This is a genomic window from Pseudomonas sp. SAS7 (genome assembly GCF_052112345.1).
Classification (GTDB): domain Bacteria; phylum Pseudomonadota; class Gammaproteobacteria; order Pseudomonadales; family Pseudomonadaceae; genus Aquipseudomonas; species Aquipseudomonas putida_Q.
This window is the reverse complement of sequence record NZ_JBEGGO010000005.1, coordinates 230,756-256,209: the sequence shown is the minus strand read 5'-3', so window position 1 is coordinate 256,209 and position 25,454 is coordinate 230,756. Positions and strand designations below refer to the sequence as shown.

The 25,454-nt window shown below is 63.3% G+C and carries 25 protein-coding genes; 10 read left to right on the top strand and 15 right to left on the bottom strand.

All coding sequences use genetic code 11. From position 1 onward, the window contains the following. Nucleotides 1-22: 22 nt before the first annotated feature. Nucleotides 23-238, top strand: coding sequence for a TOBE domain-containing protein (locus ABI582_RS10840; RefSeq protein ID WP_008095172.1), 216 nt, complete (start codon nucleotides 23-25; stop codon nucleotides 236-238). 125 nt (nucleotides 239-363) lie between these two features. On the opposite strand, the gene ABI582_RS10835 is transcribed toward ABI582_RS10840, so the two are convergent. The 4 genes from ABI582_RS10835 to ABI582_RS10820 form a co-directional block, all read right to left on the bottom strand. Continuing rightward, the gene (locus ABI582_RS10835; RefSeq protein WP_442119171.1) at nucleotides 364-996 is read right to left on the bottom strand and encodes a TetR/AcrR family transcriptional regulator; all 633 of its coding nucleotides are present in this window, start codon (nucleotides 994-996) and stop codon (nucleotides 364-366) included. Continuing rightward, a complete protein-coding gene (gene gshA, locus ABI582_RS10830) occupies nucleotides 996-2,573 on the bottom strand; it encodes a glutamate--cysteine ligase (RefSeq protein WP_442119170.1) in 1,578 nt (525 codons plus the stop codon). Before gshA ends, ABI582_RS10835 begins: the two co-directional genes overlap by 1 nt. 153 nt (nucleotides 2,574-2,726) lie before the next feature. Beyond that, the gene (locus tag ABI582_RS10825; protein WP_012270050.1) at nucleotides 2,727-3,110 is read right to left on the bottom strand and encodes a PaaI family thioesterase; all 384 of its coding nucleotides are present in this window, start codon (nucleotides 3,108-3,110) and stop codon (nucleotides 2,727-2,729) included. Continuing rightward, a complete protein-coding gene (locus ABI582_RS10820; RefSeq protein ID WP_258911032.1) occupies nucleotides 3,110-5,434 on the bottom strand; it encodes a Tex family protein in 2,325 nt (774 codons plus the stop codon). The genes ABI582_RS10825 and ABI582_RS10820 overlap by 1 nt, the downstream gene beginning before the upstream one ends. Nucleotides 5,435-5,651: 217 nt before the next feature. Between ABI582_RS10820 and ompR the strand changes: the two genes are divergently transcribed. Together ompR and ABI582_RS10810 are read left to right on the top strand one after the other, a co-directional pair. Continuing rightward, entirely contained in the window at nucleotides 5,652-6,392 is a 741-nt protein-coding gene (gene ompR, locus ABI582_RS10815; RefSeq protein WP_016484407.1) for an osmolarity response regulator transcription factor OmpR, read from the top strand. 13 nt (nucleotides 6,393-6,405) lie between these two features. Beyond that, nucleotides 6,406-7,719, top strand: coding sequence for an ATP-binding protein (locus ABI582_RS10810; RefSeq protein WP_258654651.1), 1,314 nt, complete (start codon nucleotides 6,406-6,408; stop codon nucleotides 7,717-7,719). A gap of 117 nt (nucleotides 7,720-7,836) precedes the next feature. Here the strand turns inward: ABI582_RS10810 and rimK are convergent, their stop codons facing one another. Both rimK and rimB read right to left on the bottom strand, forming a co-directional pair. After that, nucleotides 7,837-8,742 (bottom strand): 30S ribosomal protein S6--L-glutamate ligase, encoded by a 906-nt coding sequence (gene rimK, locus ABI582_RS10805; protein WP_012316721.1) that lies wholly within the window; start codon nucleotides 8,740-8,742, stop codon nucleotides 7,837-7,839. Continuing rightward, nucleotides 8,739-9,221 carry a retropepsin-like aspartic endopeptidase RimB gene (gene rimB, locus ABI582_RS10800; RefSeq protein ID WP_258654653.1) on the bottom strand — a complete coding sequence of 161 codons (483 nt, stop codon included), beginning with the start codon at nucleotides 9,219-9,221 and terminating at the stop codon, nucleotides 8,739-8,741. The genes rimK and rimB overlap by 4 nt, the downstream gene beginning before the upstream one ends. Nucleotides 9,222-9,330: 109 nt before the next feature. Here rimB and ABI582_RS10795 point away from each other — a divergent pair, with 109 nt between their 5' ends. Then, nucleotides 9,331-9,732 carry an RNA-binding S4 domain-containing protein gene (locus ABI582_RS10795; protein WP_338747467.1) on the top strand — a complete coding sequence of 134 codons (402 nt, stop codon included), beginning with the start codon at nucleotides 9,331-9,333 and terminating at the stop codon, nucleotides 9,730-9,732. Between the two features lie 27 nt (nucleotides 9,733-9,759). Here the strand turns inward: ABI582_RS10795 and ABI582_RS10790 are convergent, their stop codons facing one another. After that, nucleotides 9,760-10,554 (bottom strand): phosphatase PAP2 family protein, encoded by a 795-nt coding sequence (locus ABI582_RS10790; RefSeq protein ID WP_442119169.1) that lies wholly within the window; start codon nucleotides 10,552-10,554, stop codon nucleotides 9,760-9,762. A gap of 120 nt (nucleotides 10,555-10,674) precedes the next feature. Between ABI582_RS10790 and hslO the strand changes: the two genes are divergently transcribed. The 3 genes from hslO (at nucleotide 10,675) to ABI582_RS10775 (ending at nucleotide 14,024) form a co-directional block, all read left to right on the top strand. Then, nucleotides 10,675-11,574, top strand: coding sequence for an Hsp33 family molecular chaperone HslO (gene hslO, locus ABI582_RS10785; RefSeq protein WP_442119168.1), 900 nt, complete (start codon nucleotides 10,675-10,677; stop codon nucleotides 11,572-11,574). A 179-nt stretch (nucleotides 11,575-11,753) separates the two neighbouring features. Continuing rightward, a complete protein-coding gene (locus ABI582_RS10780; protein WP_442119167.1) occupies nucleotides 11,754-13,295 on the top strand; it encodes a phosphoenolpyruvate carboxykinase in 1,542 nt (513 codons plus the stop codon). Between the two features lie 288 nt (nucleotides 13,296-13,583). Then, nucleotides 13,584-14,024, top strand: coding sequence for an acyl-CoA thioesterase (locus ABI582_RS10775; protein WP_442119166.1), 441 nt, complete (start codon nucleotides 13,584-13,586; stop codon nucleotides 14,022-14,024). 55 nt (nucleotides 14,025-14,079) lie between these two features. Here ABI582_RS10775 and ABI582_RS10770 read toward each other — a convergent pair whose 3' ends face one another. From ABI582_RS10770 to fdhD, 3 genes are all read right to left on the bottom strand, one after another. Then, nucleotides 14,080-14,559: a glycine zipper domain-containing protein gene (locus ABI582_RS10770; protein WP_258654660.1), complete on the bottom strand. Its 480-nt coding sequence runs from the start codon at nucleotides 14,557-14,559 to the stop codon at nucleotides 14,080-14,082. Between the two features lie 196 nt (nucleotides 14,560-14,755). Then, complete coding sequence (locus ABI582_RS10765; protein ID WP_442119165.1) at nucleotides 14,756-17,101, bottom strand: FdhF/YdeP family oxidoreductase; 2,346 nt, start codon at nucleotides 17,099-17,101, stop codon at nucleotides 14,756-14,758. Nucleotides 17,102-17,106: 5 nt separating this feature from the next. Then, on the bottom strand, nucleotides 17,107-17,937 hold the full coding sequence (fdhD, locus tag ABI582_RS10760; RefSeq protein ID WP_442119164.1) for a formate dehydrogenase accessory sulfurtransferase FdhD: 831 nt from the start codon (nucleotides 17,935-17,937) through the stop codon (nucleotides 17,107-17,109). A gap of 176 nt (nucleotides 17,938-18,113) precedes the next feature. On the opposite strand from fdhD, the gene lysM reads away from it, so the two are divergent. Beyond that, a complete protein-coding gene (gene lysM, locus ABI582_RS10755) occupies nucleotides 18,114-18,554 on the top strand; it encodes a peptidoglycan-binding protein LysM (RefSeq protein ID WP_338745788.1) in 441 nt (146 codons plus the stop codon). A 135-nt stretch (nucleotides 18,555-18,689) separates the two neighbouring features. Here lysM and yrfG read toward each other — a convergent pair whose 3' ends face one another. Beyond that, on the bottom strand, nucleotides 18,690-19,352 hold the full coding sequence (gene yrfG, locus ABI582_RS10750) for a GMP/IMP nucleotidase (RefSeq protein ID WP_442119163.1): 663 nt from the start codon (nucleotides 19,350-19,352) through the stop codon (nucleotides 18,690-18,692). A 64-nt stretch (nucleotides 19,353-19,416) separates the two neighbouring features. Between yrfG and nudE the strand changes: the two genes are divergently transcribed. Together nudE and cysQ are read left to right on the top strand one after the other, a co-directional pair. After that, nucleotides 19,417-19,983: an ADP compounds hydrolase NudE gene (gene nudE, locus ABI582_RS10745; protein ID WP_442119162.1), complete on the top strand. Its 567-nt coding sequence runs from the start codon at nucleotides 19,417-19,419 to the stop codon at nucleotides 19,981-19,983. After that, a complete protein-coding gene (gene cysQ, locus ABI582_RS10740; RefSeq protein ID WP_442119161.1) occupies nucleotides 19,980-20,798 on the top strand; it encodes a 3'(2'),5'-bisphosphate nucleotidase CysQ in 819 nt (272 codons plus the stop codon). Before nudE ends, cysQ begins: the two co-directional genes overlap by 4 nt. A 147-nt stretch (nucleotides 20,799-20,945) precedes the next feature. Here the strand turns inward: cysQ and ABI582_RS10735 are convergent, their stop codons facing one another. Genes ABI582_RS10735 through rfbC form a run of 4 tightly spaced genes read right to left on the bottom strand, consistent with a single transcriptional unit; the run spans nucleotide 20,946 to nucleotide 25,206 of the window. After that, nucleotides 20,946-21,401, bottom strand: a complete 456-nt coding sequence (locus ABI582_RS10735) for a thioesterase domain-containing protein (RefSeq protein ID WP_442119160.1) — start codon at nucleotides 21,399-21,401, stop codon at nucleotides 20,946-20,948. Then, the gene (locus tag ABI582_RS10730; RefSeq protein WP_368977529.1) at nucleotides 21,401-22,807 is read right to left on the bottom strand and encodes a sigma-54-dependent transcriptional regulator; all 1,407 of its coding nucleotides are present in this window, start codon (nucleotides 22,805-22,807) and stop codon (nucleotides 21,401-21,403) included. The genes ABI582_RS10735 and ABI582_RS10730 overlap by 1 nt, the downstream gene beginning before the upstream one ends. Further along, nucleotides 22,804-24,618, bottom strand: coding sequence for a sensor histidine kinase (locus tag ABI582_RS10725; protein WP_442119214.1), 1,815 nt, complete (start codon nucleotides 24,616-24,618; stop codon nucleotides 22,804-22,806). The genes ABI582_RS10730 and ABI582_RS10725 overlap by 4 nt, the downstream gene beginning before the upstream one ends. 42 nt (nucleotides 24,619-24,660) lie before the next feature. After that, the gene (gene rfbC, locus ABI582_RS10720) at nucleotides 24,661-25,206 is read right to left on the bottom strand and encodes a dTDP-4-dehydrorhamnose 3,5-epimerase (protein ID WP_442119159.1); all 546 of its coding nucleotides are present in this window, start codon (nucleotides 25,204-25,206) and stop codon (nucleotides 24,661-24,663) included. Nucleotides 25,207-25,454 lie beyond the last annotated feature (248 nt).

Genomic DNA, 25,454 nt, shown 5'->3' with positions numbered 1-25,454 from the left:
GCCATAGAGAAGGAATGACATCATGACCATCAAAGCCATCAACGTCCGCAACCAGTTCAAAGGCACCGTGAAAGAAATCCTCGAAGGCCCGGTACTGTCGGAAATCGACGTGCAGACCGCCTCGGGTATCGTAACTTCGGTCATCACCACCCGCTCGGTAAAAGAGCTGGAGCTGCAGGTTGGCAGCGAAGTGATTGCCTTCGTGAAGTCGACTGAAGTGTCTATCGCCAAGCTATGATGCTGCTCGAGATTGGGGCTGCTTCGCAGCCCTATCGCGACACAAGGCCGCTCCTACATGGGAATGCGATCTCCTGTAGGAGCGGCCTTGTGCCGCGAATGGGCCGCAACGCGGCCCCAATAACTTCAGCTGGTACGCTTGGCCAGAAACGGCGGCAGGTACAACCCCAGATACGCCTCGAACACCCGCTTGCCTTCTTCGGCCATGCGCGGGGTGATCGCCTCGTGCAGCTGCACCGACCGCGCATATACCCGGTCGCTCAGCTCCATGGCCAGGGCAAACACATCCACATCCAGCGGCATCACCGGCAGGTGAAAATGCTGGTCGAACAACTTGTGCATCAAGTCGCCCAGTTCCATGTCGTGCTGCCGATCGGCCTGCACCACTTCGCTCAGGCCATGCTGCGCCAGAATCAGCTGCCGCGCTGCAGCATCCTCGTTATAGATATCAAGCATGCGTTCTTCGATCAGCCGTGACAGTTCGTGCCAGGTGCTGAACGCGCTGCTGTCAATCGGTGCGCTCAGGGCTTCGCGAAACGCCCGGTGCACATCGGCCGTCAGCGCTTCCAGCAAGGCCGGCACGCTGGCGAAAAAGTGATACACCGACGACGGTGGAATCTGTGCCCGCTCGGCCACGCTGTAGATGGAAAGTGCCGCCACCCCTTGTTCGGCTAGCAGCTCCCGCGCAGCCGCCAGGATCGCCTCGATCCTGGCCTGGCTGCTGGCGCGCGGCTTGCGCGGGGTGGCGGTGCGGCTCATCAGTTGCTGATTGCCAGGATGCTGGCCTGGTAGGCGCCGACGAACAGGTCGAAGTCACCGACTTCGTCTTGCTCCAGCTCGGATTGCTTGGCCAGCGACTCGCGGGCCAGCGTTTCGAATGCCTGCTGCTTTTCGTGGCTCAGGGGTTGCTCGCGGAACGTTTCGGCGTGGACACGGCTCTGGCGCAGCGAGAACTCGATAAAGCTTTCGTCATGCTCGGTCATGCGTGCCAGCACTTGGGCCGACGGAGTCAGCGAGGCGTCGTCGACCTTGGCCTGCTGGGCATCCAGGGCCTTGGCGTGCTCATCAGAACCTTGCGCCTGGTCGAGCAGGTTGGCCAATTGGCGGATACGCTCGATCAGCTCGCTGGCCCAGTCTTTCAGGCTGATCGGCTGGCCATTGCGGTGCAACTCCAGGCCCGGGCGACGGCCTTCCTTGACCACGGTCAGGAAGTTGTCGGTGCACTGGCCGCACTCGCCGTTGTCCAGCTGCGGGCTGTCTTCCAGGGCGCAGAACAGCAGGAATGCGTCCAGGAAGCGCGCCTCGGTCAGATCGATACCAACCGGCAGGAACGGGTTGATGTCCAGGCAACGTACTTCCACATACTGTACGCCCCGCGAGGTCAGGGCCTGGATCGGCCGCTCGCCGGTGTAGGTGACGCGCTTGGGGCGGATGTTCGAGTAGTACTCGTTCTCGATCTGCAGAATGTTGGTGTTCAGCTGCATCCACTCGCCGTCCACGTGCGTACCGACTTCAACGTAAGGCGGGTAGGGCGTGCCCACGGCCTTGCGCAGGCTGTCGGTGTAGCTGGCCAGGTTGTTGTAGCACGGCGTGAGGCCGGCCTGGGCGTTGCTCTGGTAGCCCAGGTCGCTCATGCGCAGGCTGGTGGCGTAGGGCAGGAACAGGGTTTCGGCGTCCAGCTCTTCGAGCTGGTGCGGGCGGCCACGCAGGAAGCCTTTGTCCAGGGCCGGCGAGGCGCCGAACAGGTACATCAGCAGCCAGCTGTAGCGGCGGAAGTTGCGGATCAGCGCGATGTAGGCTGACGACTGGTAGTCGCGGTTGTCTTGCGTGCTGCCTTCGGCTTCACGCAGCAGTGGCCACAGGGCTTCGGGCAGCGAGAAGTTGTAATGGATACCGGCGATGCACTGCATGGTGCGGCCGTAGCGCAGGGCCAGGCCCTTGCGGTAGACGTGCTTGAGCTTGCCGATGTTCGAGCTGCCGTACTCGGCGATCGGGATGTCCTCCTCGGCCGGCAGCGTGCACGGCATCGACGGGCTCCACAGGTATTCGTCGCCCAGCTTGCTGTAGACGAAACGGTGGGTCTCTTCGAGGCTTTCGAGCACCTTGGCCGGGTCGGGCAGGGCTGGGGTGATGAACTCCAGCAATGACTCGGAATAATCGGTGGTGATCTGCTCGTTGGTCAGCGCCGACCCCAGAGCTTCCGGGTGCGGGGTCTGGGCCAGGCGACCTTCGTCGGTCACACGCAGGCATTCGCGCTCAATACCGTGCAGGCACTGCTTGAGCAGGGGAAGATTGGCGCCGAGCAGGCTCAGGCGGCGGTTGAGGAGTTCGCTCAAGATGTATTCCTTCACGCGTCAGTCGCCCCAATATGGGGGTAGAGATAACGGTCTACAAGGGTAGGAAGAAAGGAACTGGCGTTGTCGCCTGGTTTACGCGGTTCCAGCAGTGCCAGCGCACTGCTGAAAATACCGCAGATACGGCTTGGTGGGCTAGAGAACCGCGAAGGTTCCTTGCGCTTTAGCCACCAGCTTGTCGCCCTGGACTACGTCGGCGTCCACCACCAGGGTACGCCGCCCGGCGTGCAGCACACGGGCGGTGCACAGCACTTCGCCGTCGCTGACGGCGCGCATGTAGTTGATTTTGCACTCGATGGTGACGCTTTGCTGGTCAAAGCCATGGCTGGCCGAGCAGGCCAGGCCCATGGCGATGTCCACCAGGCTGAAGATTGCCCCGCCGTGCAGCTTCTGGCCACGGTTGCGCAAGTGCGGCTCGAGGGCCAGGGCCACCTCGGCAACACCTGTGTCCAGGCGTTGCAGGCGACAGCCCAGCAGCTGGCTGAAGGCGCTTTCGACGTATTCGCGGGGTACGTCCATCACTTCTTCTTCAACTGCTTGGCGTTGGCGAACAGCGAGGCCATGGCATTGTTGGCCGGTGCGGCAGTGGCGGTTTCACGCGGGCGTTGGGCCTGCTGCTGGCGGTTGCCGCCATTGCCACGGTTACCACCGCGGTTGCCTTCGACCTTCTCGCCCGGGGTGTCGCTCATGCGCATGGACAGCCCGACGCGCTTGCGCGGGATGTCCACTTCCATGACCTTGACCTTGACCACGTCGCCGGCCTTCACCGCTTCACGCGGGTCTTTGATGAACTTCTCCGACAGCGCCGAGATGTGCACCAGACCGTCCTGGTGCACGCCGATGTCGACGAAGGCGCCGAAGTTGGTGACGTTGGTCACCACGCCTTCCAGGATCATGCCGGGCTCCAGGTCCTTGAGGTCTTCGACGCCGTCCTGGAAGGTGGCGGTCTTGAACTCGGGGCGTGGGTCACGGCCAGGCTTGTCCAGCTCTTGCAGGATGTCGGTGACGGTCGGCAGGCCGAAGGACTCGTCGGTGAACTTCTTAGGGTCCAGGCGCTTGAGGAAGCTGCTGTCGCCGATCAGCGAGCGGATGTCGCGGTCGGTGTCGGCGGCGATGCGCTGCACCAGCGGGTAGGCCTCCGGGTGTACTGCGGAGGCGTCCAGCGGGTTGTCGCCGTTCATCACACGCAGGAAGCCGGCGGCTTGTTCGAAGGTTTTTTCACCCAGGCGGCTGACTTTTTTCAGCGCTGCGCGGGTGGCGAACGGGCCGTTGGCATCGCGGTGGGCGACGATGTTCTGTGCCAGCGTGGCGTTGAGGCCGGAGATTCGGGTCAGCAGCGCGACCGAGGCGGTGTTCACGTCCACGCCCACGGCGTTCACGCAGTCCTCGACCACGGCGTCCAGGCCACGCGCCAGTTTCAGCTGGGACACGTCGTGCTGGTACTGGCCGACACCGATGGATTTCGGGTCGATCTTGACCAGCTCGGCCAGCGGGTCCTGCAGGCGGCGGGCAATCGACACGGCGCCACGGATCGACACGTCCAGGTCCGGGAACTCGCGGGCGGCCAGTTCCGATGCCGAGTACACCGACGCACCGGCCTCGGAGACCATGATCTTGGTAATTTTCAGCGCTGGGTATTTTTTGACCAGTTCGGCCACCAGCTTGTCGCTTTCACGGCTGGCGGTGCCGTTGCCGATGGCGATCAGTTCCACCGAGTGCTTGGCGCACAGTGCAGCCATGATGGAAATGGTGCGGTCCCAGTCGTTCTTTGGCGCGTGCGGGTACACCGTGGTGTAGTCCAGCAGCTTGCCGGTGGCGTCGACCACGGCGATCTTGCAACCGGTGCGCAGGCCTGGGTCGAAGCCCAAGGTGGCGCGCGGGCCGGCCGGGGCGGCCAGCAGCAGGTCGTGCAGGTTGTGGGCGAACACGTTGATCGCCTCGCCCTCGGCGTTGTCGCGCAGTTCGCCGAACAGGTCGGTTTCCAGGTGGGTGTACAGCTTGACCTTCCAGGTCCAGCGCACCACCTCGCCCAGCCATTTGTCGGCCGGGCGGCTGCGGTTTTCAACGCCGACGTGGTTGCCGATCATCACTTCGCACGGGTGCAGGGTGCCAGGCAGTTCTTCGCCCACTTTCAGCGAAGCGCTCAGCACGCCTTCGTTGCGCCCGCGGAAGATTGCCAGGGCACGGTGCGACGGGGCGTTGCGCAGCAGTTCGTCGTGGGCGAAGTAGTCGCGGAACTTGGCACCTTCTTCTTCCTTGCCGGCTACCACACGGGCACTGAGCACGGCTTCCTGCTTGAGGAAGCTGCGCAGCTTGTCGAGCAGGGCGGCGTCTTCGGCAAAGCGCTCCATGAGAATGTATTTGGCGCCTTCCAGCGCGGCCTTGACGTCGGCTACGCCTTTTTCGGCGTTGACGAAGCGTGCGGCTTCGCTTTCCGGGGCCAGGGTGGGGTCGTTGAACAGGCCGTCGGCCAGTTCACCCAGGCCGGCTTCCAGGGCGATCTGGCCCTTGGTGCGGCGCTTCTGCTTGTACGGCAGGTACAGGTCTTCGAGGCGGGTCTTGGTGTCGGCCAGCTTGATTTCGCGGGCCAGTTCCGGGGTCAGCTTGCCCTGTTCCTCAATGCTGGCCAGGATGCTGGCGCGACGGTCGTCGAGTTCGCGCAGGTAGCGCAGGCGCTCTTCCAGATGGCGCAGCTGGGTGTCGTCCAGGCTACCGGTCACTTCCTTGCGGTAACGGGCGATGAAGGGCACGGTCGAGCCTTCGTCCAACAGGCCCACGGCCGCCTCGACCTGCTGGGGGCGTACGCCCAGTTCCTCGGCGATACGGCTGTTGATGCTGTCCATGTAAACCACCTGACATTTGTGAATACGGGGGTCGCCTGTGGGCTTTTCGCCCGGCGGCGCTGGATGAAAGCCGCGCATTATACCCATCGCAATCGGCTTGCGGTGATGGCGCCCAGCCAGCTGGAACTGGCGCCGGGGGAAAAATCTGCTAACAATGCTCACGCAACGTGCAGCAATGGCTACGCCATAATGCGCGGCGAAATCAGAGGAGTTATTCATGACCGGCACCGCAAACACCGCTGAAGGTGACAAGATTCTCATCGTCGACGACGATCCGGGGCTTAGCAGCCTGCTGGAACGGTTCTTCACCAGCAAGGGCTACCGTGCCCGTGCGGTGCCCAACACCGAGCAGATGGACCGCCTGCTGCAGCGCGAGGTGTTCAACCTGGTGGTGCTCGACCTGATGCTGCCGGGCGAGGATGGCTTGTCCGCATGCAAGCGCCTGCGCCAGCAGAACAACCAGATCCCGATCATCATGCTCACCGCCAAGGGCGACGAGCTGAGCCGTATCAAGGGCCTGGAGCTGGGCGCTGACGATTACCTGGGCAAGCCGTTCAACCCGGACGAGCTGATGGCCCGCGTCAAGGCTGTGCTGCGCCGCCAGGCGCCTGCCGTGCCGGGCGCACCGGGCAGCGAGGACGAGTCGGTCACCTTTGGCGACTACGAGCTGTCGCTGGCCACCCGCGAACTCAAACGTGGCGATGAAGTGCACATGCTTACCACCGGCGAGTTCGCCGTCCTCAAGGCCCTGGTTATGCATGCCCGCGAGCCGCTGACCCGCGACAAGCTGATGAACCTGGCCCGTGGCCGTGAGTGGGATGCGCTGGAGCGCTCCATCGACGTGCAGATCTCGCGCCTGCGCCGCATGATTGAGCCAGACCCGTCCAAGCCGCGTTACATCCAGACCGTCTGGGGCGTGGGCTACGTGTTCGTGCCAGACGGAAACGCAGGTAAATGATGCTGCGTCGTCCATGAAAACACCGCTCTGGTTTCCGCAGAGTTTCTTCGCCCGCACCCTGTGGCTGGTGTTGATCGTCGTCCTGTTCAGCAAGGCTTTGACCCTGGTCTACCTGCTGATGAACGAGGACGTGCTGGTCGACCGTCAGTACAGCCACGGTGTGGCGCTGACCTTGCGCGCCTATTGGGCTGCCGACGAAGAAAACCGCGACAAGATTGCCGAGGCGGCGGGCCTTATCCGCGTGACCGGCTCGGGCGTGCCCGAGGGTGAACAGCACTGGCCCTACAGCGAAATCTACCAACGGCAGATGCAGGCGGAGCTGGGCGAAGACACCGAGGTACGGCTGCGCATTCATGCGCCGCCGGCATTGTGGGTCAATGCGCCAAGCCTGGGCCCCGGCTGGCTGAAAGTGCCGCTGTACCCGCACCCGCTGCGTGGGCAGAAGATCTGGAACGTGCTGGGTTGGTTCCTGGCCATCGGCCTGTTGTCCACAGCCTCTGCCTGGATTTTTGTGCGCCAGTTGAACCAGCCGCTCAAGCGCCTGGTATTCGCCGCGCGTCAGCTGGGCCAGGGGCGCAGCGTGCGTCTGCCGATCAGCGATACACCCAGCGAGATGACCGAGGTGTACAAGGCTTTCAACCAGATGGCCGAAGATGTCGAACAAGCCGGGCGCGAGCGCGAGCTGATGCTGGCCGGGGTTTCCCACGACCTGCGCACGCCGTTGACGCGCCTGCGCCTGTCGTTGTCATTGCTGGACAGCGACAGCGACCTGAGTGACGACATGGTCCGCGATATCGAGGACATGGATGCGATCCTCGATCAGTTCCTGGCGTTCATCCGCGATGGCCGCGACGAGCCGGTGGAAGAGGTCGACCTAGCTGACCTGGTGCGTGAAGTGGTGGCCCCGTACAACCAGCCGAAAGAACGTGTGCGCCTGTGCCTGGAGCCAATCCCGCCGTTCCCGCTGCGCCGCGTTTCGCTCAAGCGCATGTTGGGCAACCTGATCGGCAACGCCCTGCACCATGCTGGCAAGGGCGTCGAAGTGGCTGCCTATGTGTCGGGTGACGAGAGTGCACCGTACGTGGTGCTGAGCGTGTTGGACCGTGGCACCGGGATCGACGAATCGGAGCTGGAGACCATCTTCAACCCGTTCATTCGTGGGGATCGGGCGCGGGGCGGCAAGGGCACCGGGCTGGGGCTGGCGATCGTCAAACGGATCGCGGCCCAGCATGGCGGCAATGTGGAGCTGCGTAACCGGTCCGGTGGCGGGATCGAAGCGCGGGTGCGGTTGCCGCTTGGGCTGCTGTTACCTCGGAACGCCGTGTGAGGGCCGGGGCCGCTTTGCGGCCCATTCGCAGCACAAGGCTGCTCCTACAAGGGTTACGCGATCCTCTGTAGGAGCAGCCTTGTGCTGCGAATGGGCTGCAAGGCAGCCCCCAAAATCTCAGCCCTTACCCTTGGTCCGGGTCTGATTGGGCCCGCCGTTCTTCTCAAGGTGCTCGATGATCATCCCGGCCACGTTCTTGCCGGTGGTCACCTCGATCCCCTCCAGCCCCGGCGATGAGTTCACCTCCATCACCAATGGCCCATGGTTGGACCGCAGGATATCCACACCCGCCACGCTCAGCCCCATCACCTTGGCCGCCCGGATCGCGGTAATGCGCTCTTCAGGGGTGATCTTGATCAGGCTGGCGACGCCGCCCCGGTGCAGGTTGGAGCGGAACTCGCCCGGCTTGGCCTGGCGCTTCATCGAGGCAATCACCTTGTCGCCCACCACGAAGCAGCGAATGTCGGCGCCGCCGGCCTCCTTGATGTACTCCTGAACCATGATGTTCTGCTTGAGGCCCATAAACGCCTCGATCACCGACTCGGCCGCCTGAGTGGTTTCGCACAGCACCACGCCGATGCCCTGGGTACCCTCCAGCACCTTGATCACCAGCGGGGCGCCATTGACCATCTGGATCAGGTCGGGGATGTCGTCCGGTGAGTGGGCGAAGCCGGTAATGGGCAGGCCGATACCGCGCCGCGACAGCAATTGCAGCGAGCGCAGTTTGTCGCGCGAGCGGGCAATGGCCACCGATTCGTTGAGCGGGTACACCCCCATCATTTCGAACTGGCGCAGCACCGCGCAGCCGTAAAAGGTGACCGAAGCCCCGATGCGCGGAATCACGGCATCGAAGCCTTCCAACGGCTTGCCGCGGTAGTGGATCTGCGGCTTGTGGCTGGCAATGTTCATGTAGGCCCGCAGGGTATCGATCACCACCATTTCGTGGCCACGCTGGGTACCGGCTTCGACCAGGCGGCGGGTGGAATACAGACGCGGATTGCGCGACAGCACAGCGATCTTCATGCAGCACCTGTGACAGGGGAAAGGGTGGCCGGAAAGGCCGGTTTATCTTGTACGTACTTCAAGCCGGGGTTCACCACCAGTTGGCCCTGGATCAAGGCCCTGGAACCGAGCAGCAGGCGGTAGCGCATGCTCTTGCGGCAGGCCAGGGTGAACTCCACCTCCCACACACCATCGCCCAGCGCCAGTGACGTGCGGATGACATAACGGGTCTGGGCGTGGCCATTGGAGCTCTTGATGGTTTTCATGGTGACCAGCGGTGCCTCGCAGCGGCGGTGACGCAACTGCACCACCGAGCCCAGGTGCGCAGTGAAACGGACCCAGGGCTGGCCGTCGCGCTCGAACGGTTCCACCTCGGTAGCGTGCAGGCTTGAGGTGCTGGCGCCGGTGTCGATCTTGGCACGCAGCCCGGCCACGCCAAGGTCGGGCAGGGCTATCCACTCACGCAGGCCGATCACTTTCAAATGGTCAAATGTCTTCACGAAGCGCACCCTGCGATTAAGGTGGTGAACTGTAAGCATGGCGGGGACTTTTTGCATCCGTATGTGAAGGTAGTACAGTTCGATGAAAGACAGAATCCGAGGTAACGGGATGGCACAAAAAGCCGAAGACGACGACAAGGTTCGCCTGGACAAGTGGCTGTGGGCGGCGCGTTTCTACAAGACGCGGGCGCTGGCCAAGGCAGCGATCGAGAGCGGCAAGGTGCATTGCCGGGGCGAGCGTTGCAAACCGGGCAAGGAGCCACGGGTGGGCGACGAATTTTTGCTGCGTACCGGGTTCGATGAACGCACCGTGGTGGTGAAGGCGTTGTCGGTTGTGCGACGCGGGGCGCCAGAAGCGCAGACGCTGTACGAGGAAACCGAAGAAAGTGTGCGGCGCCGTGAGCAGGCGGCCGAAATGCGCAAGGCGGGGGCGATGGGCGTGACCACCGATGGCCGGCCAACCAAGAAGCAGCGGCGGCAGATTCACCAATTGCATGGCAGCTATGAATAGCCGGGGCTGCGCAGCAGCCCCAACGATCTAACGGATAATCGCTAATCGTCCGACCAACGGTAACTTGGCCGCAAGGTTGAACAACGGCGCCGTCCACCGCATCAACGCCTCACTGCCCTTGGCCGCCAGCGGCGTGTAGTAGCTCCAGCCCAACGCCAGCACCGCCATCAGCAACCCGCCAATGTAATCATCCTGCCCCCAGTGGGCACCGGCCACCAGGCGCGGCAGCATGAACAGCACCGCCAGCCCCCAGATCACCAGGTACTGCACCAGGCGGCGGCTGAACACGCTCATGAACAGCGCCCAGATCAGCAGCACCGAGGCGTGATCCCCCGGGAAACTCTTGCTGGACCGGTCCTTGAGCTCCCAGGCCGCCTCCAGGTTCGGGTAGTAGTCGCTGAGGTGCACCACGTCGTCGAACATCATCGACGGGCTCTTGTGCTGCCAGCCAGCTGCATCAACCCACTTGGAAAACAGCGCGCGAATCACCACTAAGAGGAGTAGCGTGACCAGAAAGCCGAAAAACGCCTGGCGAACCTGAGTTGCCTTGAACACCCAGTCACCACGGATGAGCACTGCCAGCAGGATCAGGCCGACGACGATGTCGAACGGGCGCAGGCTGCCGACGGTCCAGATGTAGCGCCAGGTGGTGTTGTCGGCCAAGGGCGCATTCAGGCTGTGGAACAGCCACTCGTCGAAAGTCAGGCACAGGATCTGGCCAAAAGGCCATAACCAGAAACACAGTAGAGCGACGGAAAGCAGCGTACAGGCTGCCAATGGCCCCCAGGACCACCTTGCTTGGAACAGTGGTCGATTGTCCATAAAATACCTCTATTGCAAACAGGAATCGGAGCGCCTTGTGAGCGCTCTGTCACGGGTTCTCGCAGGTTCTCGACAACCCTTGTAACCATTTTGTCATCATTTTTTAGATAGCCGAAACCTATGAGCGATTTGCCTGATACCGATTTCACCCAACGTTTCATCTTCGACGAGCGCGATGTGCGCGGCGAGTGGGTGTCTCTCGATGACAGCTACGCCGCAGTGTTGTCGCGTCATCAGTACCCTCAGCCGGTCCAGGCGCTGCTCGGCGAGCTGATGGCCGCCACCGCCTTGCTGGTGGGCGCGATGAAGTTCGATGGCTTGCTGATTCTGCAGGCGCGTTCGGCTGGGCCTATTCCGCTGCTGATGGTGGAGTGTTCCGGCGACCGTGAAATCCGCGGCATGGCCCGCTACGAGGCGGACCAGATCGCGGCGGACGCCACACTGTCGCAGTTGATGCCCGACGGCCATCTGACCCTGACCATCGACCCGGTCAAGGGCCAGCGCTACCAGGGTACCGTCGACCTCGATGGCGCCAACCTGTCGGAATGCTTCACCAACTACTTCGTTCAGTCCCAGCAGTTGAACACGCGCTTCTGGCTCAACGCCGAAAATGGCAAGGCCCGTGGCCTGCTGCTGCAGCAGCTGCCGCGTGATCGCCAGCCCGATGATGAAGAGCGTGAGGACAGCTGGCAGCACGTGGTGGCCCTGGCCAAGACCCTCAAGCCTGAAGAATGGGCTGAAAATAACGAAACGCTGCTGCATCGCCTGTACCACGAAGATGCCGTACGCCTGTTCGACATCCAGCCGCTGCGCTTCAATTGCAGCTGTTCGCGCGAGCGTTCCGGCAATGCGCTTGTCAGCCTGGGCGAACAAGACGCCAAGGCATTGGTGGAAGAATGCGGCGGCCAGGTAGAGATCGATTGCCAGTTCTGCAACGAGCGCTATTTCTTCGATGCCAGTGATGTGGCGCAACTGTTTGCTGGTGGCGGTACTGACGTGGCCTCAGAAACTCGCCACTGAAACGTTTAATCACAGGACAATCTCCTGTCGAATTGCGCAAAAGCGCGGTTACGACAGGAGGGGCCTACTTTTTTTGGGCGTTTCTGGCATAATCCGGCCACTTTTTTCGCTGTAGTAGTTTTTTCAAGACAACTACAAAACGTTTGGAGCACTCGGCCTCGGGCCGGATGGGGTATCTCATGACGCAAGCCAACAACACCGTGTACACCGACCTGAGCGTCGATGAGCTGGTAAAAGAAGCGCTGCAACGCGGTGAAGGCGTACTAGCCGATACTGGCGCACTGGTCGTAGAGACTGGTCACCGTACTGGCCGTTCGCCGGCTGACCGTTTCATCGTCGAAGAACCTTCCACCCAGGACGCCATTTCCTGGGGCCCGATCAACCGCAAGTTCCCGGCCGACAAGTTCGATGCCCTGTGGGACCGCGTCGAGGCGTTCAACAACGCCCAGGATCACTTCGTTTCCTACGTTCACGTAGGGGCAGCCGCCGAGCACTACCTGCCGGTGAAGATGACCACCCAGACTGCCTGGCAGAACCTGTTCGGCCGTTGCCTGTTCATCAACCCGGAGCAGTTCAACCCGGCTGGCCGCGACCAGTGGGAGGTGCTCAACGTTGCCAACTTCGTGTGCGAGCCTGAGCGTGACGGTACCAACTCCGACGGCTGCGTCATCATCAACTTCGCCGCCAAGAAGGTGCTGATCGCAGGCATGCGTTACGCCGGCGAAATGAAGAAAGCCATGTTCTCGGTGCAGAACTTCCTGCTGCCGGCTGCCGACGTACTGCCAATGCACTGCGCGGCCAACATCGGCGAAGAAGGCGATGTGACCCTGTTCTTCGGCCTGTCCGGCACCGGCAAGACCACCCTGTCGGCCGACGAAAGCCGTTACCTGATCGGTGACGACGAGCACGGTTGGGGCGAAGGCGTTGTCTTCAACATGGAAGGCGGCTGCTACGCCAAGTGCATCGACCTGTCCGAGAAGAACGAGCCGGTCATCTGGAAAGCCATCAAGCACGGCGCTGTGCTGGAAAACGTCGTTCTCGACGCCAACAAGCACGCCGACTACACCGATGTCAGCCTGACCCAGAACAGCCGTGCAGCCTACCCGCTGGAGCACGTTGCCAAGCGTTCCGAAGCGAACCTGGGCGGCGAGCCTAACGCGGTCATCTTCCTGACCTGCGACCTGACCGGTGTTCTGCCTCCGGTTTCGATCCTGAACAACGAGCAGGCGGCCTACCACTTCCTGTCCGGTTACACCGCGCTGGTCGGTTCTACCGAAATGGGTTCGGGCGGCGGCATCAAGTCGACCTTCTCCACCTGCTTTGGTGCACCGTTCTTCCCGCGTCCGGCTGGCGAGTACGCCGAGCTGCTGATCAAGCGTATCAACGGCTTCAACTCCAAGGTCTACCTGGTCAATACCGGCTGGACCGGCGGTGGCTACGGCGTTGGCAAGCGCTTCAGCATCCCGACCACCCGTGCGGTGATCGCTGCGATCCAGAGCGGCGCGCTGGTCGGTGCCGAAACCGAGCACCTGGACATCATCAACCTGGACGTACCAAAAGTCGTCCCGGGCGTTGAAACCGAGCTGCTCAACCCGCGCACCAACTGGGCTGACAAAGCTGCCTACGACGCGGCGGCCCAAGGCCTGGCCAAGCTGTTCATCGAAAACTTCAAGAAGTTCGAAGTTTCCGACGCCATCAAGGCCGCTGGCCCGCAGCTGTAAGCTGAGCCAGCCGTAACAAGAAAGCCGCCCTCATGGGCGGTTTTTTTGTTCCTGACTCCCGGCTCATGCGGTTTTTTGTAGGAGCGGCCTTGTGTCGCGATGGGTCGCGACGCGGCCCCACGATCTCAGTGTCAACGCAGAAATTGCCGGGGCTGCGTCGCAGCCCATCGCGACGCAAGGCCGCTCCTACAGGGGATCTAGACAGGCCTTGGGAGGCGCCACAGGCAGCGAAAGTCTGAATTTTCTGTTTCACTGTCAGCATCATTTGCGAAGACAAGAGCCAGACAGATGACCGAATCCCCTCAGCGCAGTGCCTTCAACCACTTCCACCCCATCCTCACCCGCCCTTCGGACAACGACGTCAACGGCCATATCGCCGGTGCTACCGTGCATGGCTTTTTCGAAACGGCTATCCACGCCTTCCTTGTCGAACAGGCCGAGGTGGACCTGCGTGACGGCGAGCTGGCGGCATTCGTGGTCAGTTCTGCGGCGGATTTCTACGCGCTGCCGGGCTTCCCCGACGTACTCGAAGTGGGCTTGGGGGTGACGCGTCTGGCGGGTAGTACGGTGGAGTACCGCCTGGCGCTGTTCCGCCCGGGCGAGCCGGAGGCGTGTGCGGCAGGTACGGTGGTGCAGGTGTTCATCGAACGGGCCAGTGGTCGTCCTGTGGTGTTGCCTGAGCCGCTGCAGCTCATCCTGTCTGGCCTGGTACTGGAACAGCAGGCATAAAAAAGCCCCGCCGAAAGGGGCGGGGCTTTTGTTGCCTGGGCAGGGCCCTCAGGCATCAGTCGCGCCAGTGGCGCTTGTGCTTGCGGTGGCCGTAGTGGCGGCCGCGATCGTAGTGGCGACGGTCGTCGTAGCCGCGACGGTAGCGGCGGTCTTCATGGCGCTCGTCTTCGTCGGCCTTGTTGCCCATGTAGTTACCCAGCGCACCACCGGCACCACCGCCGGCTGCTGCACCAATGTAGCTACCGGTGGTGCCGCCCACCGAGCGACCGACCACGTTACCGCCTGCTGCGCCCAGTGCGCCGCCGATAGCGGCCTCGCCACGCTGGCGCTTGTCGGCACCCAGGGCACCGCCGGCTGCGCCGCCCAGACCGGCACCAATGGCGCCGCCAGTGCTACCACCGATGGAGTTGCCCACTACGGAGCCGAGTACCCCACCCAATGCGCCGCCAATGCCGGCCTCGGTATTGCCACCGGCCATGGCAACGCCGCTGAGCAAGCTGAAAGACAACAACAGAATCGAGGAGTACTTCTTCATCAAGAGAGCCTCATAGGGATGACGAGGCGAATTTGAGGCTAAGCGGCGTGGCTGGCAACGGAAATCCGACGAGTAACACGAGTTGTACACAATTCGCTAAGTTACTGTATTTGCTGTGAAACTTAATCGATTTTCGGCTGTCTCAGACCTTTATGACAAAGCCCTGAACCGCCATGGAACAGGGCTTTTTTCGTTTCTACAGGATACGCCCGTCGTCCCGTGCCCGCTCCAGCTTGATGGCAATGAACTTCGATGTCGGCGTATGGCTGCCGTCGCCAATGCTCTCCAGCGGCACCAGCGGGTTCACTTCGGGGTAATACGCCGCTGCCTGCCCGGCCGGGATATCGAAGGCCAGCAGGGTAAAGCCCTGCACCCGGCGCACATGTTCATCCCCCCACAGCGACACGATGTCGACCTTCTGCCCCGGCTGGAAGCCCAGGCGGATGATGTCGGCTTCGTTGGCGAACAGCACCTCGCGCTGGCCGCGCACGCCCCGGTAGCGGTCGTCCAGGCCGTAGATGGTGGTGTTGTACTGATCGTGCGAGCGCATCGACTGCATGATCAGGTCCGGCAGCTGGCCACTGGCGCGCACGCGCTCATCGAGCAACGAATCCGGCAGCAGGTTGGCCTTGAAGTTGGCGCGGCCGGTGCTGGTCTTCCATTCGCGGCTCCCCGCGCTGTTACCCAGGTAGAAGCCGCCTGGGTGTTGCAGGCGCTGGTTGAAACCGCTGAAGCCGGCGATGGTATCGCCGATCAGGTCGCGGATGCGGTCGTAGTCGGCCACCAGCCAGTGCCAGTCCACCGGTTGCTTGCCCAGGGTAGCGGCGGCGATGCCGGCAACCACTGCCGGTTCCGAGCGCATCTGCGTCGACAGCGGCTTCAGCTGACCGTTGGAGGCGTGCACCATGCTGAACGAGTCTTCCACCGTCACCGCTTGTGGCCCGTCGGCCTGCAGGTCGATGTCGGTGCGGCCCAGGCACGGCAGGATCAGCGCCTGCTTGCCGTGCACCAGGTGGCTGCGGTTGAGCTTGGTGCTGATATGTACGGTCAGCGCGCAATTGCGCAGCGCCTGCGCGGTGCGTTCGGTGTCGGGTGTGGCTTGGGCAAAGTTGCCGCCCAGGCCGATGAATACTCTGGCGCGGCCGTCGAGCATGGCGTGGATTGCTTCGACAGTGTTGTGGCCGTTGTGCCGGGGCACGGTGAAGCCAAAACGCTTTTCGAGGGCGTCAAGCAGGGCCACCGGCGGGCGCTCGTTGATGCCCATGGTGCGGTCGCCCTGCACGTTGCTGTGGCCACGCACCGGGCACAGGCCGGCGCCGGGTGCGCCGATGTTGCCGCGCAACATTTGCAGGTTGACGATTTCCTGGATGGTCGGCACCGAATGGCGATGCTGGGTGATGCCCATCGCCCAGCACATGATTACCCGCTTGCCACGGCAGTACATGCGCGCGGCCAACTCGATGTCGGCCAGCGTCAGGCCGGACTGCGCCTGGATGTGCTCCCACGGCGTGTCATCCACCACCGCCAGGTAGTCGTCGACGCCATGGCCATGTTCGGCAATGAAAGCATGGTCGAACACGGCCGGTTCGCCTTTGACCTGGGCTTCGCGTTCCCATTGCAGGGCGAACTTGGCCATGCCGCGCAGCATCGCCATGTCGCCGCCCAGTGCCGGGCGGAAGAACGCAGTGTTGGTCGGCCGGTCACTGTTGGTCAGCATCTCCAGCGGGTTCTGCGGGTGCTGGAAGCGCTCCAGGCCACGTTCTTTCAGCGGGTTTACGCACACCACCTGGGCGCCACGCTTCACCGCATCGCGCAGCGGGTCGAGCATGCGCGGGTGGTTGGTGCCGGGGTTCTGGCCCCAGACGAAAATCGTGTCGGCATGCTCGAAGTCGTCGAAGGTGACGGTGCCTTTGCCAACCCCGACGCTTTGCCCCAGGGCCACACCACTGGCCTCGTGGCACATGTTCGAGCAGTCGGGGAAGTTGTTGGTGCCGTAGGCACGCACGAACAACTGGTACAGGTACGCCGCTTCGTTGCTGGCGCGCCCCGAGGTATAAAATTCGGCCTGGTCCGGCGTGGTCAGCGCGTTCAGCTCGCGGGCGATCAGGGCGAAGGCGGCATCCCAGCTGATTGGCAGGTACCGGTCGCTGGGCGCGTCGTAGACCATCGGTTCGGTCAGCCGCCCTTGGTACTCCAGCCAGTAGTCGCTCTGCTGCAGCAGCGAGGTGACGCTGTAACGGGCGAAGAAAGCCGCATCGACGCGGCGCTTGGTCGCCTCCCAGTTCACTGCCTTGGCGCCGTTTTCGCAGAACTTGACCATGCCGCTTTCCGGCGAATCGCCCCAGGCGCAGCCCGGGCAGTCGAAGCCGCCATTCTGGTTGGTCTTTAGCAGCGCGCGAATGTTCTTCAGCGCGTTGTCGCTGCCGACCCAGGCCTTGGCCACGCTGCGCAGCGCGCCCCAGCCACCGGCGGGGCCGTGGTAGGGCTTGTAGCGAGGGGGGGAGGCTGGGGCGTTGTCCGGGAGGTGCTGGTAGGAGGTCACGGGTATTACGACTCCGCCGCCGGGCTGTAGACCCGCGGTGCGCTGTGCTTGGGCAGATGGATGAGGTTGAGGTTGTGCTTGCGTGCCCATTGCAGGGCAAGGCCGGTGGGCGCCGACAGGCTGACCAGGGTCTGGATGCCGGCACGCAGTACTTTCTGGATCAGCTCCAGGCTGCAGCGGCTGGTGACGATGGCCAGGCCACCCTGGCTGTCGATGCCTTGGCGCAGCAGGGCGCCGATCAGCTTGTCGAGGGCGTTGTGCCGGCCAATGTCTTCGCGGCCGAGCAGCAACTCGCCATGGCGGTCCATGAACAGTGCGGCATGCACAGCCCCGCAATGCTGGCCCAGCGGCTGGAAGGCATCGATGCGTTCGCGCAGGCCGACCAGCCATTGGGCCGGGGGCAGGGGTGCACCCGGCAGTACGGCCAGGTCCGGCAGCGCCTGCTCCAGGGCTTCGACCCCACACAGGCCGCAGCCACTGGTGCCGGCCAGTTGGCGGCGCTGGTTTTTAAGGTTCCAGAACGCCCGGCTGGAAATTTCCAGGTCGGCGTACATCGCCGAACCGCTGCCGGAGAGCTTCAGGTCGTAGATTTCTGCGGTGCCTTCGACAATGCCGCTGCCCACACTGAAGCCGACGGCGAAGTCTTCCAGGTCGGTGGGGCTTACCAGCATCACTGCCTGGTTGAGGCCGTTGTAGACAATGGCCAGGGCCACTTCTTCGGCCAGCGGGGTGCTGTCGCGTTGGGCGTCGCTGAGTTGGACGTAATCGTAGGTATTGCTGGCGGCGGGCATGGACAAGGGCGATGAGGCCGCGCAGACCGGAGGTTTGCTGTTCATCGGGGTGTTGAATACCGGCGGCTTTCTGATAGCACAAGCCTAGGCTTGCGGGCCGGCTGCGTCTAATCGCTAGGGTCTATGCCTTGATAGACCGCGTCGATTGGTCGCACTGGGGCAGGAGTGGAAAAGCTGGCCTAGACTCCTGTGTCCGAGGTTTCGTCAACAAGGAGAGCGCAATGAGCCTGTTCAGTTTCGTGAAGGAAGCCGGCGAGAAGTTGATCGACCTGCTCACCCCCGGTAACGCCAATGCCGAAGAGCAACTGAAGAAACACGTGGAAAGTGTCGGCCTGGGCAACCCGAACATCACCGCCACTGTAGAGGGAGACACGATCACCCTCAAGGGTGAAGTGGCCAGCCAGGAAGAGAAGGAGAAGATCATTCTTGCAGCCGGCAACATCCATGGTGTGGCCAGCGTGGATGACCAGATCACCGTGACGGGGCCAGTGGTGAAGGCGGCTCGGTTCGTTACCGTGAAAAAGGGCGACACGCTATCGGCCATTTCAGTCGTGGTTTATGGCAACGCCAACCAGTACAACAAGATTTTCGAGGCCAACAAGCCGATGCTGTCGCACCCGGACAAGATCTACCCGGGGCAGGTGCTGCGTATTCCTGAGTAATCTTCGTCCCACAGTTGTTGCACTGCTTTCAATGGCGGTGAAGTGCCTGTAGGAGCAGCCTTGTGCTGCGAAGAGGCCGGTATTGTCACAGACAATTTTCTGTCATACCGGCCTCTTCGCAGCACAAGGCTGCTCCTACAAGCCTGCCAGTAAGTCCCGGTAATCCTCGACCGCCGCAAACTCTTCGGTATCCCGCGGCCCTGCCTGGCTATCTGGCTGGCGCACTGCCAGCAAGTGCCCCACACCAAACCGCCGCGCGCTGCGCAGAATCGACAGCGTGTCATCGATAAACAGGCTGCGCCCCGGCTCAAAGCCAATATCCGCCTGCAAGGCATCCCAGAACTGCGGGCTTTCCTTCGGGTAGCCATAATCGTGCGAGCTTATCAGCCGTTCGAAATACGGTGCCAGTTCCACCCGCTCCAGCTTCAGCGACAGCGAGTCGCGGTGAGCATTGGTGATCATCACCACGCGTTTGCCCGCCTTGCGGATTGCCGCCAGGAAGGTATCGGCGTCTGGGCGCAGGGCGATCAGGTCGGCGATTTCCAGCTTCAACTCACGGATTGGCAGGCGCAGCTCGCGGCTCCAGAAATCCAGGCAATACCAGTTCAGCGTGCCGGCATTGCGCTCGAACAGTGGCTGCAGCTCCATTTCCGCCATGGTCCGGCTCACCCCGTGCAGCTCGGCATAGCGCTGGGGCAGGTGTTCCAGCCAGAAGCGGTTGTCGTAATGCAGGTCGAGCAGGGTGCCGTCCATGTCCAGCAGGACGGTATCGATGGCAGACCAGGGAATAACAGGCATGGGAAACTCTCGATCAGTCGGCTAGCCACGGTATAGTAACCCGTTCACGCCAAGGAGCCGCCCCATGCGCCAGAAACCCACCGTCCTCAGCCGCGAAATCGTCGCAAGCAGCCGTCTGTTCCGCGTCGAAGCCGTGCAATTGCGCTTCAGCAATGGCACTGAGCGTACCTACGAGCGTTTGGTGGGCCGGGGTAACGGCTACGGCGCGGTGATGATCGTGGCCATGCTCGACGCCGAGCATGCCGTGCTGGTGGAGGAATACTGCGGCGGCACCGATGAATACGAGCTGTCGTTGCCCAAGGGCCTGATCGAGCCGGGCGAGGATGTGCTGGCGGCAGCCGACCGGGAGCTCAAGGAAGAAGCCGGTTTTGGCGCACGCCAGCTGGAGCATCTGACCGAGCTTTCGCTGTCGCCGGGCTACATGAGCCAGAAGATCCAGGTAGTGCTGGCCACCGACCTGTACGAAGAGCGCATGGAAGGCGATGAGCCAGAGCCGATGCGGGTCGACAAGGTCAACCTGCGCGAGTTGTCGGCATTGGCCATGCACCCACAGTTCACCGAGGGCCGCGCCCTGGCGGCGCTGTACCTGGCCCGTGACCTGATGATCCAGCGGGGGCTGCTGGAGCTATGAACGACCTGCAACTGATGCACGAAGTGGTCAAGCTGGCACTGACCGCAGGCGAGGCGATCCTGCCGTTCTGGCGTGCCGACGTGGCCGTGACCAACAAGGCCGACGATTCGCCGGTGACCGCCGCCGACCTGGCAGCGCACCGGGTGATTGCCGATGGCCTGCTGGCGCTGGCGCCGCACATTCCGGTGCTGTCCGAGGAAGACTGCAATATTGCGCTGGCCGAGCGTGAGGGTTGGAGCCGCTGGTGGTTGGTCGACCCGCTGGACGGCACCAAGGAGTTCATTGCCGGCAGCGAGGAGTTCACGGTCAACATTGCCCTGGTTGAAAACGGCGAGGTGGTGTTTGGCGTGGTGTCGATGCCCACCAATGGGCGCTGCTATTTTGGTGGGCGCGGCATGGGGGCCTGGCGTGCGGATGCCGGTGAGGCAGCCCAGCCGATCCAGGTACGCAACGCACCCGCGCAGGGCGAGCGTTTTACCGTGGTGGCCAGCCGTCGGCATTCCAGCCCGGAGCAGGAAGCGCTGTTGGCCGGCCTTGGGGCTGCGGTGGGTGAGCTGGAGCTGGCCAATATTGGCAGCTCGTTGAAGTTCTGCCTGTTGGCTGAGGGTAGCGCAGACTGCTATCCGCGCCTGGCGCCGACTTCGCAGTGGGACACGGCGGCGGCGCAGGGTGTGGTGGAAGGGGCCGGCGGCGAAGTGATCGGGCTGGATGGCTTGCCGTTCCGGTACCCGCCGCGTGAGTCGCTGCTAAATCCGTATTTCCTGGCGTTGCCCGCCAATGCTGCATGGCGCCAGGCCTTCCTGAGCCTGATCTAGCAGCACACCTCCTGTAGGAGCGGCCTTGTGTCGCGATCGGGCCGCAGCGCGGCCCCAAGGTTTCAGCTTCGCCACCGAAATTGCCGGGGCCGCTTTGCGGCCCTATCGCGACACAAGGCCGCTCCTACAGGGGCCGTGTTAGTCGCATTAGCGGTGCAGCACGTACTGGCCGCTGAATTTCACTGCAGGCTCGTCACTGCCGGCATTGCTCACCGTGGTTTCCAACGTCAACCGCGCCCGCCCACGGCGCTGGTACATGGCCAGGAATCGCTCCCAGGTCTTTTCGTCGGGCGCGGCACACCGCGCCACCGCCGCATCGGTAACCGGTAGCGGATAACTGATCTGCCCTTCCTGGATAACGATGTGCCCATCATCGATTCCCAGCGCTCGCAGGCGCAGGTGCAGCCAGCCCCAGCCCGCCAGCACGGCGGCGCAGTACAGGCTGCCGCCAAACATGGTGCTCTTGTGGTTGACGTTGGCCGCCAGCGGCAGTTGCAGGCGCAGGGTGTGCTGCTGCCAATCGATCACTTCCAGGCCCATTTCGCGGGTCAGGGGGATATCGCTGTGCAGTACGGACTGCAGGTACTGGCTATCGGTGTTCATCAACGGTGGTCCTCTTGGTCGTCATGCCCGCCGCTGCCGCCGTCAAAGCTCAAGCTGTGCTTGCGCAGCTTGTCGTGGAGGGTCTTGCGGGGGATGCCCAGCGCCTCGGCCAGGCTGCGCATGGAGCTATGTGGCTGGGCCAGTTCGGCAGCGATCAGCGAGCGTTCGAACTGCTCGACCTGTTCGCTGAGGTTGCCGCTCAGCACTGGCACAGCAGGTGCTGACGCCGGCGGCGCCTGGCCGTCCAGGGCCAGCTCCAGGCCAAGGGCGAAACGCTCGGCGGCGTTTTGCAGCTCGCGCACATTGCCTGGCCAGGGGTGACGCAACAGCACGGCACGCTGCGCCGGCTGCAAGGTGTGCGGCGGCAGGCCATGGCGCTGGCTGGCGGCGTCGGCGAAGTGCTGGAACAGCACCAGGATGTCATCGCCGCGCTCGCGCAGCGGTGGTATACGCAGCGGCGCGACGTTCAGGCGGTAATACAGGTCGGCACGAAAGCGCCCCTGGTCGGCGGACTGGCGCAGGTCTTCCTTGGTCGCGGCAATGATGCGGATATCCAGCGGGATCAGCTGGTTGCCGCCCAGCCGCTCGACCACCCGTTCCTGCAACATGCGCAGCAGTTTTACCTGTACATCCAGGCTCATGCTCTCGATTTCGTCGAGGAACAGCGTGCCGCCGTTGGCGAACTCGAACTTGCCGATACGGCGTTTTTGCGCGCCGGTGAAGGCGCCGGGCTCATGGCCGAACAGCTCGCTTTCCACCACCGACTCGGCCAGCGCACCGGCGTTGATCGCCACGAACGGGCCGTCGCGGCGGCTGGACAAGTCGTGCAGGGCGCGGGCCACCACCTCTTTGCCCGCGCCGGTTTCACCCAGTATCAGCACATCGGCGCGGGTGCCGGCCAGGGCACCGATTTGCTCGCGAAGGCGCAGCATGGATGGCGAATGGCCGACCAGGCGGGTGGCCAGTTGCTGGCGGTCGCTCAGTGCCAGGCGCAGGCTGCGGTTGTCCAGCACCAGGCGGCGCAGGGCCAAGGCGCGGCGCACGCTGTCGAGCAGGGCGTCTGTGGCGAAGGGTTTTTCCAGAAAATCATAAGCCCCGGCGCGCATCGCCTGCACCGCCAGCGGCACATCGCCATGGCCGGTGATCAGCAGCACCGGCAGCTCGCTGTCGCGGCCGTGCAGTTGCTCCAGCAGTTGCAGGCCATCGATACCGGGCATGCGGATGTCGCTGACCACCACACCGGGCCAGTCGGCCTCGATACGCTCGGCCAGGCCTTGGGCATCGGCCAGGGCGACCACCTTGAGCCCGGCCAGGTCCAGGGTCTGGCTCAGCGCCTGGCGCAGGTGCGGGTCATCGTCCACCAGAATGACCTGGGCTTGGCTGTCGATCAGTGTCTCGGTGGTCATGCCGAGGAGTCCTCCGAATTGGGCAAAGTAGCGCCAGGCGCGGCCACACGCAGCTGCAGGGTCAGCAGTGCGCCACCTTCCGGGTGGTTGGCCAGCAGCAGTTCACCGCCCAGGGCGCGCATCAGGCTTTCGCAGATGGCCAGGCCCAGGCCCAGGCCCTGGGTGCGGGTCTTGGTGGTGAAGAACGGCTCCTTGGCATGCTCCAGGGCCTGGCGGCTGAAGCCGGGGCCGTTGTCGCGGATGTACAGGTAGACGCAGTCATCGCGCTGCTCGGCACTTAGCCACAAACGGCGCGGGTTGGCCTTTTCGGTCAGGGCGTCGAGGGCATTGGCCAGCAGGTTGCCGAGCACCTGGCGCAGGCGGGTTTCACCGGCTTGTACCCACAAGGTTGCCTCCGGCAGGTCGCGGATCAGCTCCACGGCCATTGCCCGGCGGCGCTTGGCCAGCAGTGCCAGGGCATCGTCCAGGGCTGGCTGCAAGGCCACGCTTTCCGGGGCATGGCGGTCGCGGCGCGCGAAGGCGCGCAGGTGGGCGATGATCGAGGCCATGCGCCCGGTCAGCTCGCCGATCAGCTTGAGGTTGCCGCGGGCGTCATCGGTGCGTTGGTGGTCCAGCAGGATTTCGGCGTTTTCCGCGTAGCTCCGGATGGCGGCCAGCGGCTGGTTGAGTTCGTGGCTGATGCTGGCCGACATGGTGCCCAGTACTGACAGTTTGCCGGCCTGCACCAGTTCGTCCTGGGCGCGCACCGCTTCCTGCTGGGCGTTCTCGCGTTCCAGCACGGCATTTTTCAGCCGGGTGTTCAGGCCTTCAAGGTCGGCGGTACGTTCTGCCACACGCTTTTCCAGCTCCTGGCGGCCACGGGCTTCGAAGTCGATGCGGTCGATGTAGTGGCGCCGCCGTTGCATCACCAGGCCGGCCAGCAGCATCACTACCAGCAGCGTACCGGCACCGATGGCCATCACCGTTTGCACCGAGCGATCGACCAGCATGCGCGGGGCGAGGATGCTGACCTGCCAGCCGGTTTCCTTGATGTCGCGGGTCTGGGTGATCCAGGCGTCCGGGTTGAGCACCAGCGGTTGCGGGGCTTGGGTCGGGTAGGGCTGGATGGCGATGATGGCCTGGCGCTCGGCCTCGGTCAGTGTGCGGGTGGAGCGGAAGCGCCAGTCGGGCCGCGACGTCAGGATGACCACGCCATTGTGGTCGGTCAGCAGCAGTTGCTCGGGGGTGCGGCCCCAGAGGGTTTCGGTGTGGTCGAGGTCGACCTTGACCACCAGCACGCCAACAATCCGCTCGCGGTCCCGCACAGCTGCGGCAAAGAAGTAGCCGCGCTTGGCCGAGGTGGTGCCCTGGCCGAAGAAGCGGCCCAGGTGGCCGGCCATGGCTTCGTTGAAGTAGGGGCGGAAGGCGAAGTTGCGGCCGACGAAGCTGTCGTGCTTGTCCCAGTTGGACGCCGCCAGGGTGTTGCCGCTGACGTCCATCAGGTACATCACCTCGGCACCGGTCTGCTGCACGATGCCCTTGAGCAGGCGGTTGGCGTTGGTCACCGCTTCCAGGCGGAACGGGTCGGCCAGCACGCCACGCAGCGCCGGCAGGTCGCCGAGGATCTGCGGCAAGGTTTCGTAGCGGTGCAGGGTGCCGAGCAGGTTGGCGACGTACAGGTCGAGGGTCTGGCGGTTCTGCGAGGCCAGCTCTTCCTGGTAGTAGCGTTCGGCCAAATGATGCAGGGGCCACAGTAACGGGGCCAGGCACAGGGCCAACAGGGCCAGGCTGCGCCAGCGGGGACGGCGTGGGGGCGTGGGTTTTGCAATCATCACGTAAATGCGCCAGAAAAGTCTGACGCAATTATGCGCTAGTTAAGGCAGCAGTTCCGCCTCTGCCAGTGGCAAGCCGACCTTGTCCTTGTCCGACAGCACCGGTGGCTGCTGCAGCCCCCAGTCGATGGCCAGTTGCGGGTCGTCCCAGCGGATGCAGCGGTCGGCGCCGGGGTTGTAGTAGTCGGTAGTCTTGTAGAGGAACTCTGCCGATTCGCTCACCACCGCAAAACCGTGGGCGAAACCGGGCGGAATCCACAGCTGGCGGTGATTGTCGGCCGACAGCTGCACGGCGACCCATTGGCCGAAGGTTGGCGAACTTTTGCGCACGTCCACGGCGACATCGCGGATTTCCCCGTGCACCACCCGTACCAGCTTGCCCTGGGTGTTTTCCACCTGATAGTGCAGCCCGCGCAGCACACCCTTGATGGAGCGCGAGTGGTTGTCCTGCACGAACTCGGTGCGCACGCCGGTTTGCCGTGCGAACTCACGCGCGTTGAATGCCTCGAAGAAAAAACCTCGGCTGTCACCGAACACATTCGGTTCGATGATCAGTACCTCAGGGATTGCGGTAGGAATAATGTTCATAGTGGCTCGCTGGCCCGTTGCCCAAGTAATGACCCTAGTCGGCCCCGCTGGAATTTTCCGCATGCCAATGCAACAGGATGCATAAGGTGTGGCTATGGTAGACGTCAGACCGGTAGCGGCACCAGGCAAGCGTTTACAAGGTCCGATTGTTATCGATTTAACTGTGCCTGGTTCTCCACAAATTACCGACTATCGGGCTTCAAATATCGATATATATCGGTTATAAATTGGCAAACGCCCCAGCACAC

Excerpts from the sequence above, each read along its gene's own strand:
- ABI582_RS10770 (WP_258654660.1), bottom strand. The coding sequence starts at position 14,559 with ATGAAGAAGTACTCCTCGATTCTGTTGTTGTCTTTCAGCTTGCTCAGC.
- ABI582_RS10780 (WP_442119167.1), top strand. The coding sequence starts at position 11,754 with ATGACGCAAGCCAACAACACCGTGTACACCGACCTGAGCGTCGATGAG.
- ABI582_RS10775 (WP_442119166.1), top strand. The coding sequence starts at position 13,584 with ATGACCGAATCCCCTCAGCGCAGTGCCTTCAACCACTTCCACCCCATC.
- ABI582_RS10835 (WP_442119171.1), bottom strand. The coding sequence starts at position 996 with ATGAGCCGCACCGCCACCCCGCGCAAGCCGCGCGCCAGCAGCCAGGCC.
- ABI582_RS10790 (WP_442119169.1), bottom strand. The coding sequence starts at position 10,554 with ATGGACAATCGACCACTGTTCCAAGCAAGGTGGTCCTGGGGGCCATTG.
- ABI582_RS10735 (WP_442119160.1), bottom strand. The coding sequence starts at position 21,401 with ATGAACACCGATAGCCAGTACCTGCAGTCCGTACTGCACAGCGATATC.
- ABI582_RS10725 (WP_442119214.1), bottom strand. The coding sequence starts at position 24,618 with ATGATTGCAAAACCCACGCCCCCACGCCGTCCCCGCTGGCGCAGCCTG.
- fdhD (WP_442119164.1), bottom strand. The coding sequence starts at position 17,937 with ATGAACAGCAAACCTCCGGTCTGCGCGGCCTCATCGCCCTTGTCCATG.
- ABI582_RS10840 (WP_008095172.1), top strand. The coding sequence starts at position 23 with ATGACCATCAAAGCCATCAACGTCCGCAACCAGTTCAAAGGCACCGTG.
- rfbC (WP_442119159.1), bottom strand. The coding sequence starts at position 25,206 with ATGAACATTATTCCTACCGCAATCCCTGAGGTACTGATCATCGAACCG.
- ABI582_RS10795 (WP_338747467.1), top strand. The coding sequence starts at position 9,331 with ATGGCACAAAAAGCCGAAGACGACGACAAGGTTCGCCTGGACAAGTGG.
- cysQ (WP_442119161.1), top strand. The coding sequence starts at position 19,980 with ATGAACGACCTGCAACTGATGCACGAAGTGGTCAAGCTGGCACTGACC.
- ABI582_RS10810 (WP_258654651.1), top strand. The coding sequence starts at position 6,406 with ATGAAAACACCGCTCTGGTTTCCGCAGAGTTTCTTCGCCCGCACCCTG.
- ABI582_RS10820 (WP_258911032.1), bottom strand. The coding sequence starts at position 5,434 with ATGGACAGCATCAACAGCCGTATCGCCGAGGAACTGGGCGTACGCCCC.
- rimK (WP_012316721.1), bottom strand. The coding sequence starts at position 8,742 with ATGAAGATCGCTGTGCTGTCGCGCAATCCGCGTCTGTATTCCACCCGC.
- lysM (WP_338745788.1), top strand. The coding sequence starts at position 18,114 with ATGAGCCTGTTCAGTTTCGTGAAGGAAGCCGGCGAGAAGTTGATCGAC.
- hslO (WP_442119168.1), top strand. The coding sequence starts at position 10,675 with ATGAGCGATTTGCCTGATACCGATTTCACCCAACGTTTCATCTTCGAC.
- nudE (WP_442119162.1), top strand. The coding sequence starts at position 19,417 with ATGCGCCAGAAACCCACCGTCCTCAGCCGCGAAATCGTCGCAAGCAGC.
- ompR (WP_016484407.1), top strand. The coding sequence starts at position 5,652 with ATGACCGGCACCGCAAACACCGCTGAAGGTGACAAGATTCTCATCGTC.
- ABI582_RS10825 (WP_012270050.1), bottom strand. The coding sequence starts at position 3,110 with ATGGACGTACCCCGCGAATACGTCGAAAGCGCCTTCAGCCAGCTGCTG.
- ABI582_RS10730 (WP_368977529.1), bottom strand. The coding sequence starts at position 22,807 with ATGACCACCGAGACACTGATCGACAGCCAAGCCCAGGTCATTCTGGTG.
- yrfG (WP_442119163.1), bottom strand. The coding sequence starts at position 19,352 with ATGCCTGTTATTCCCTGGTCTGCCATCGATACCGTCCTGCTGGACATG.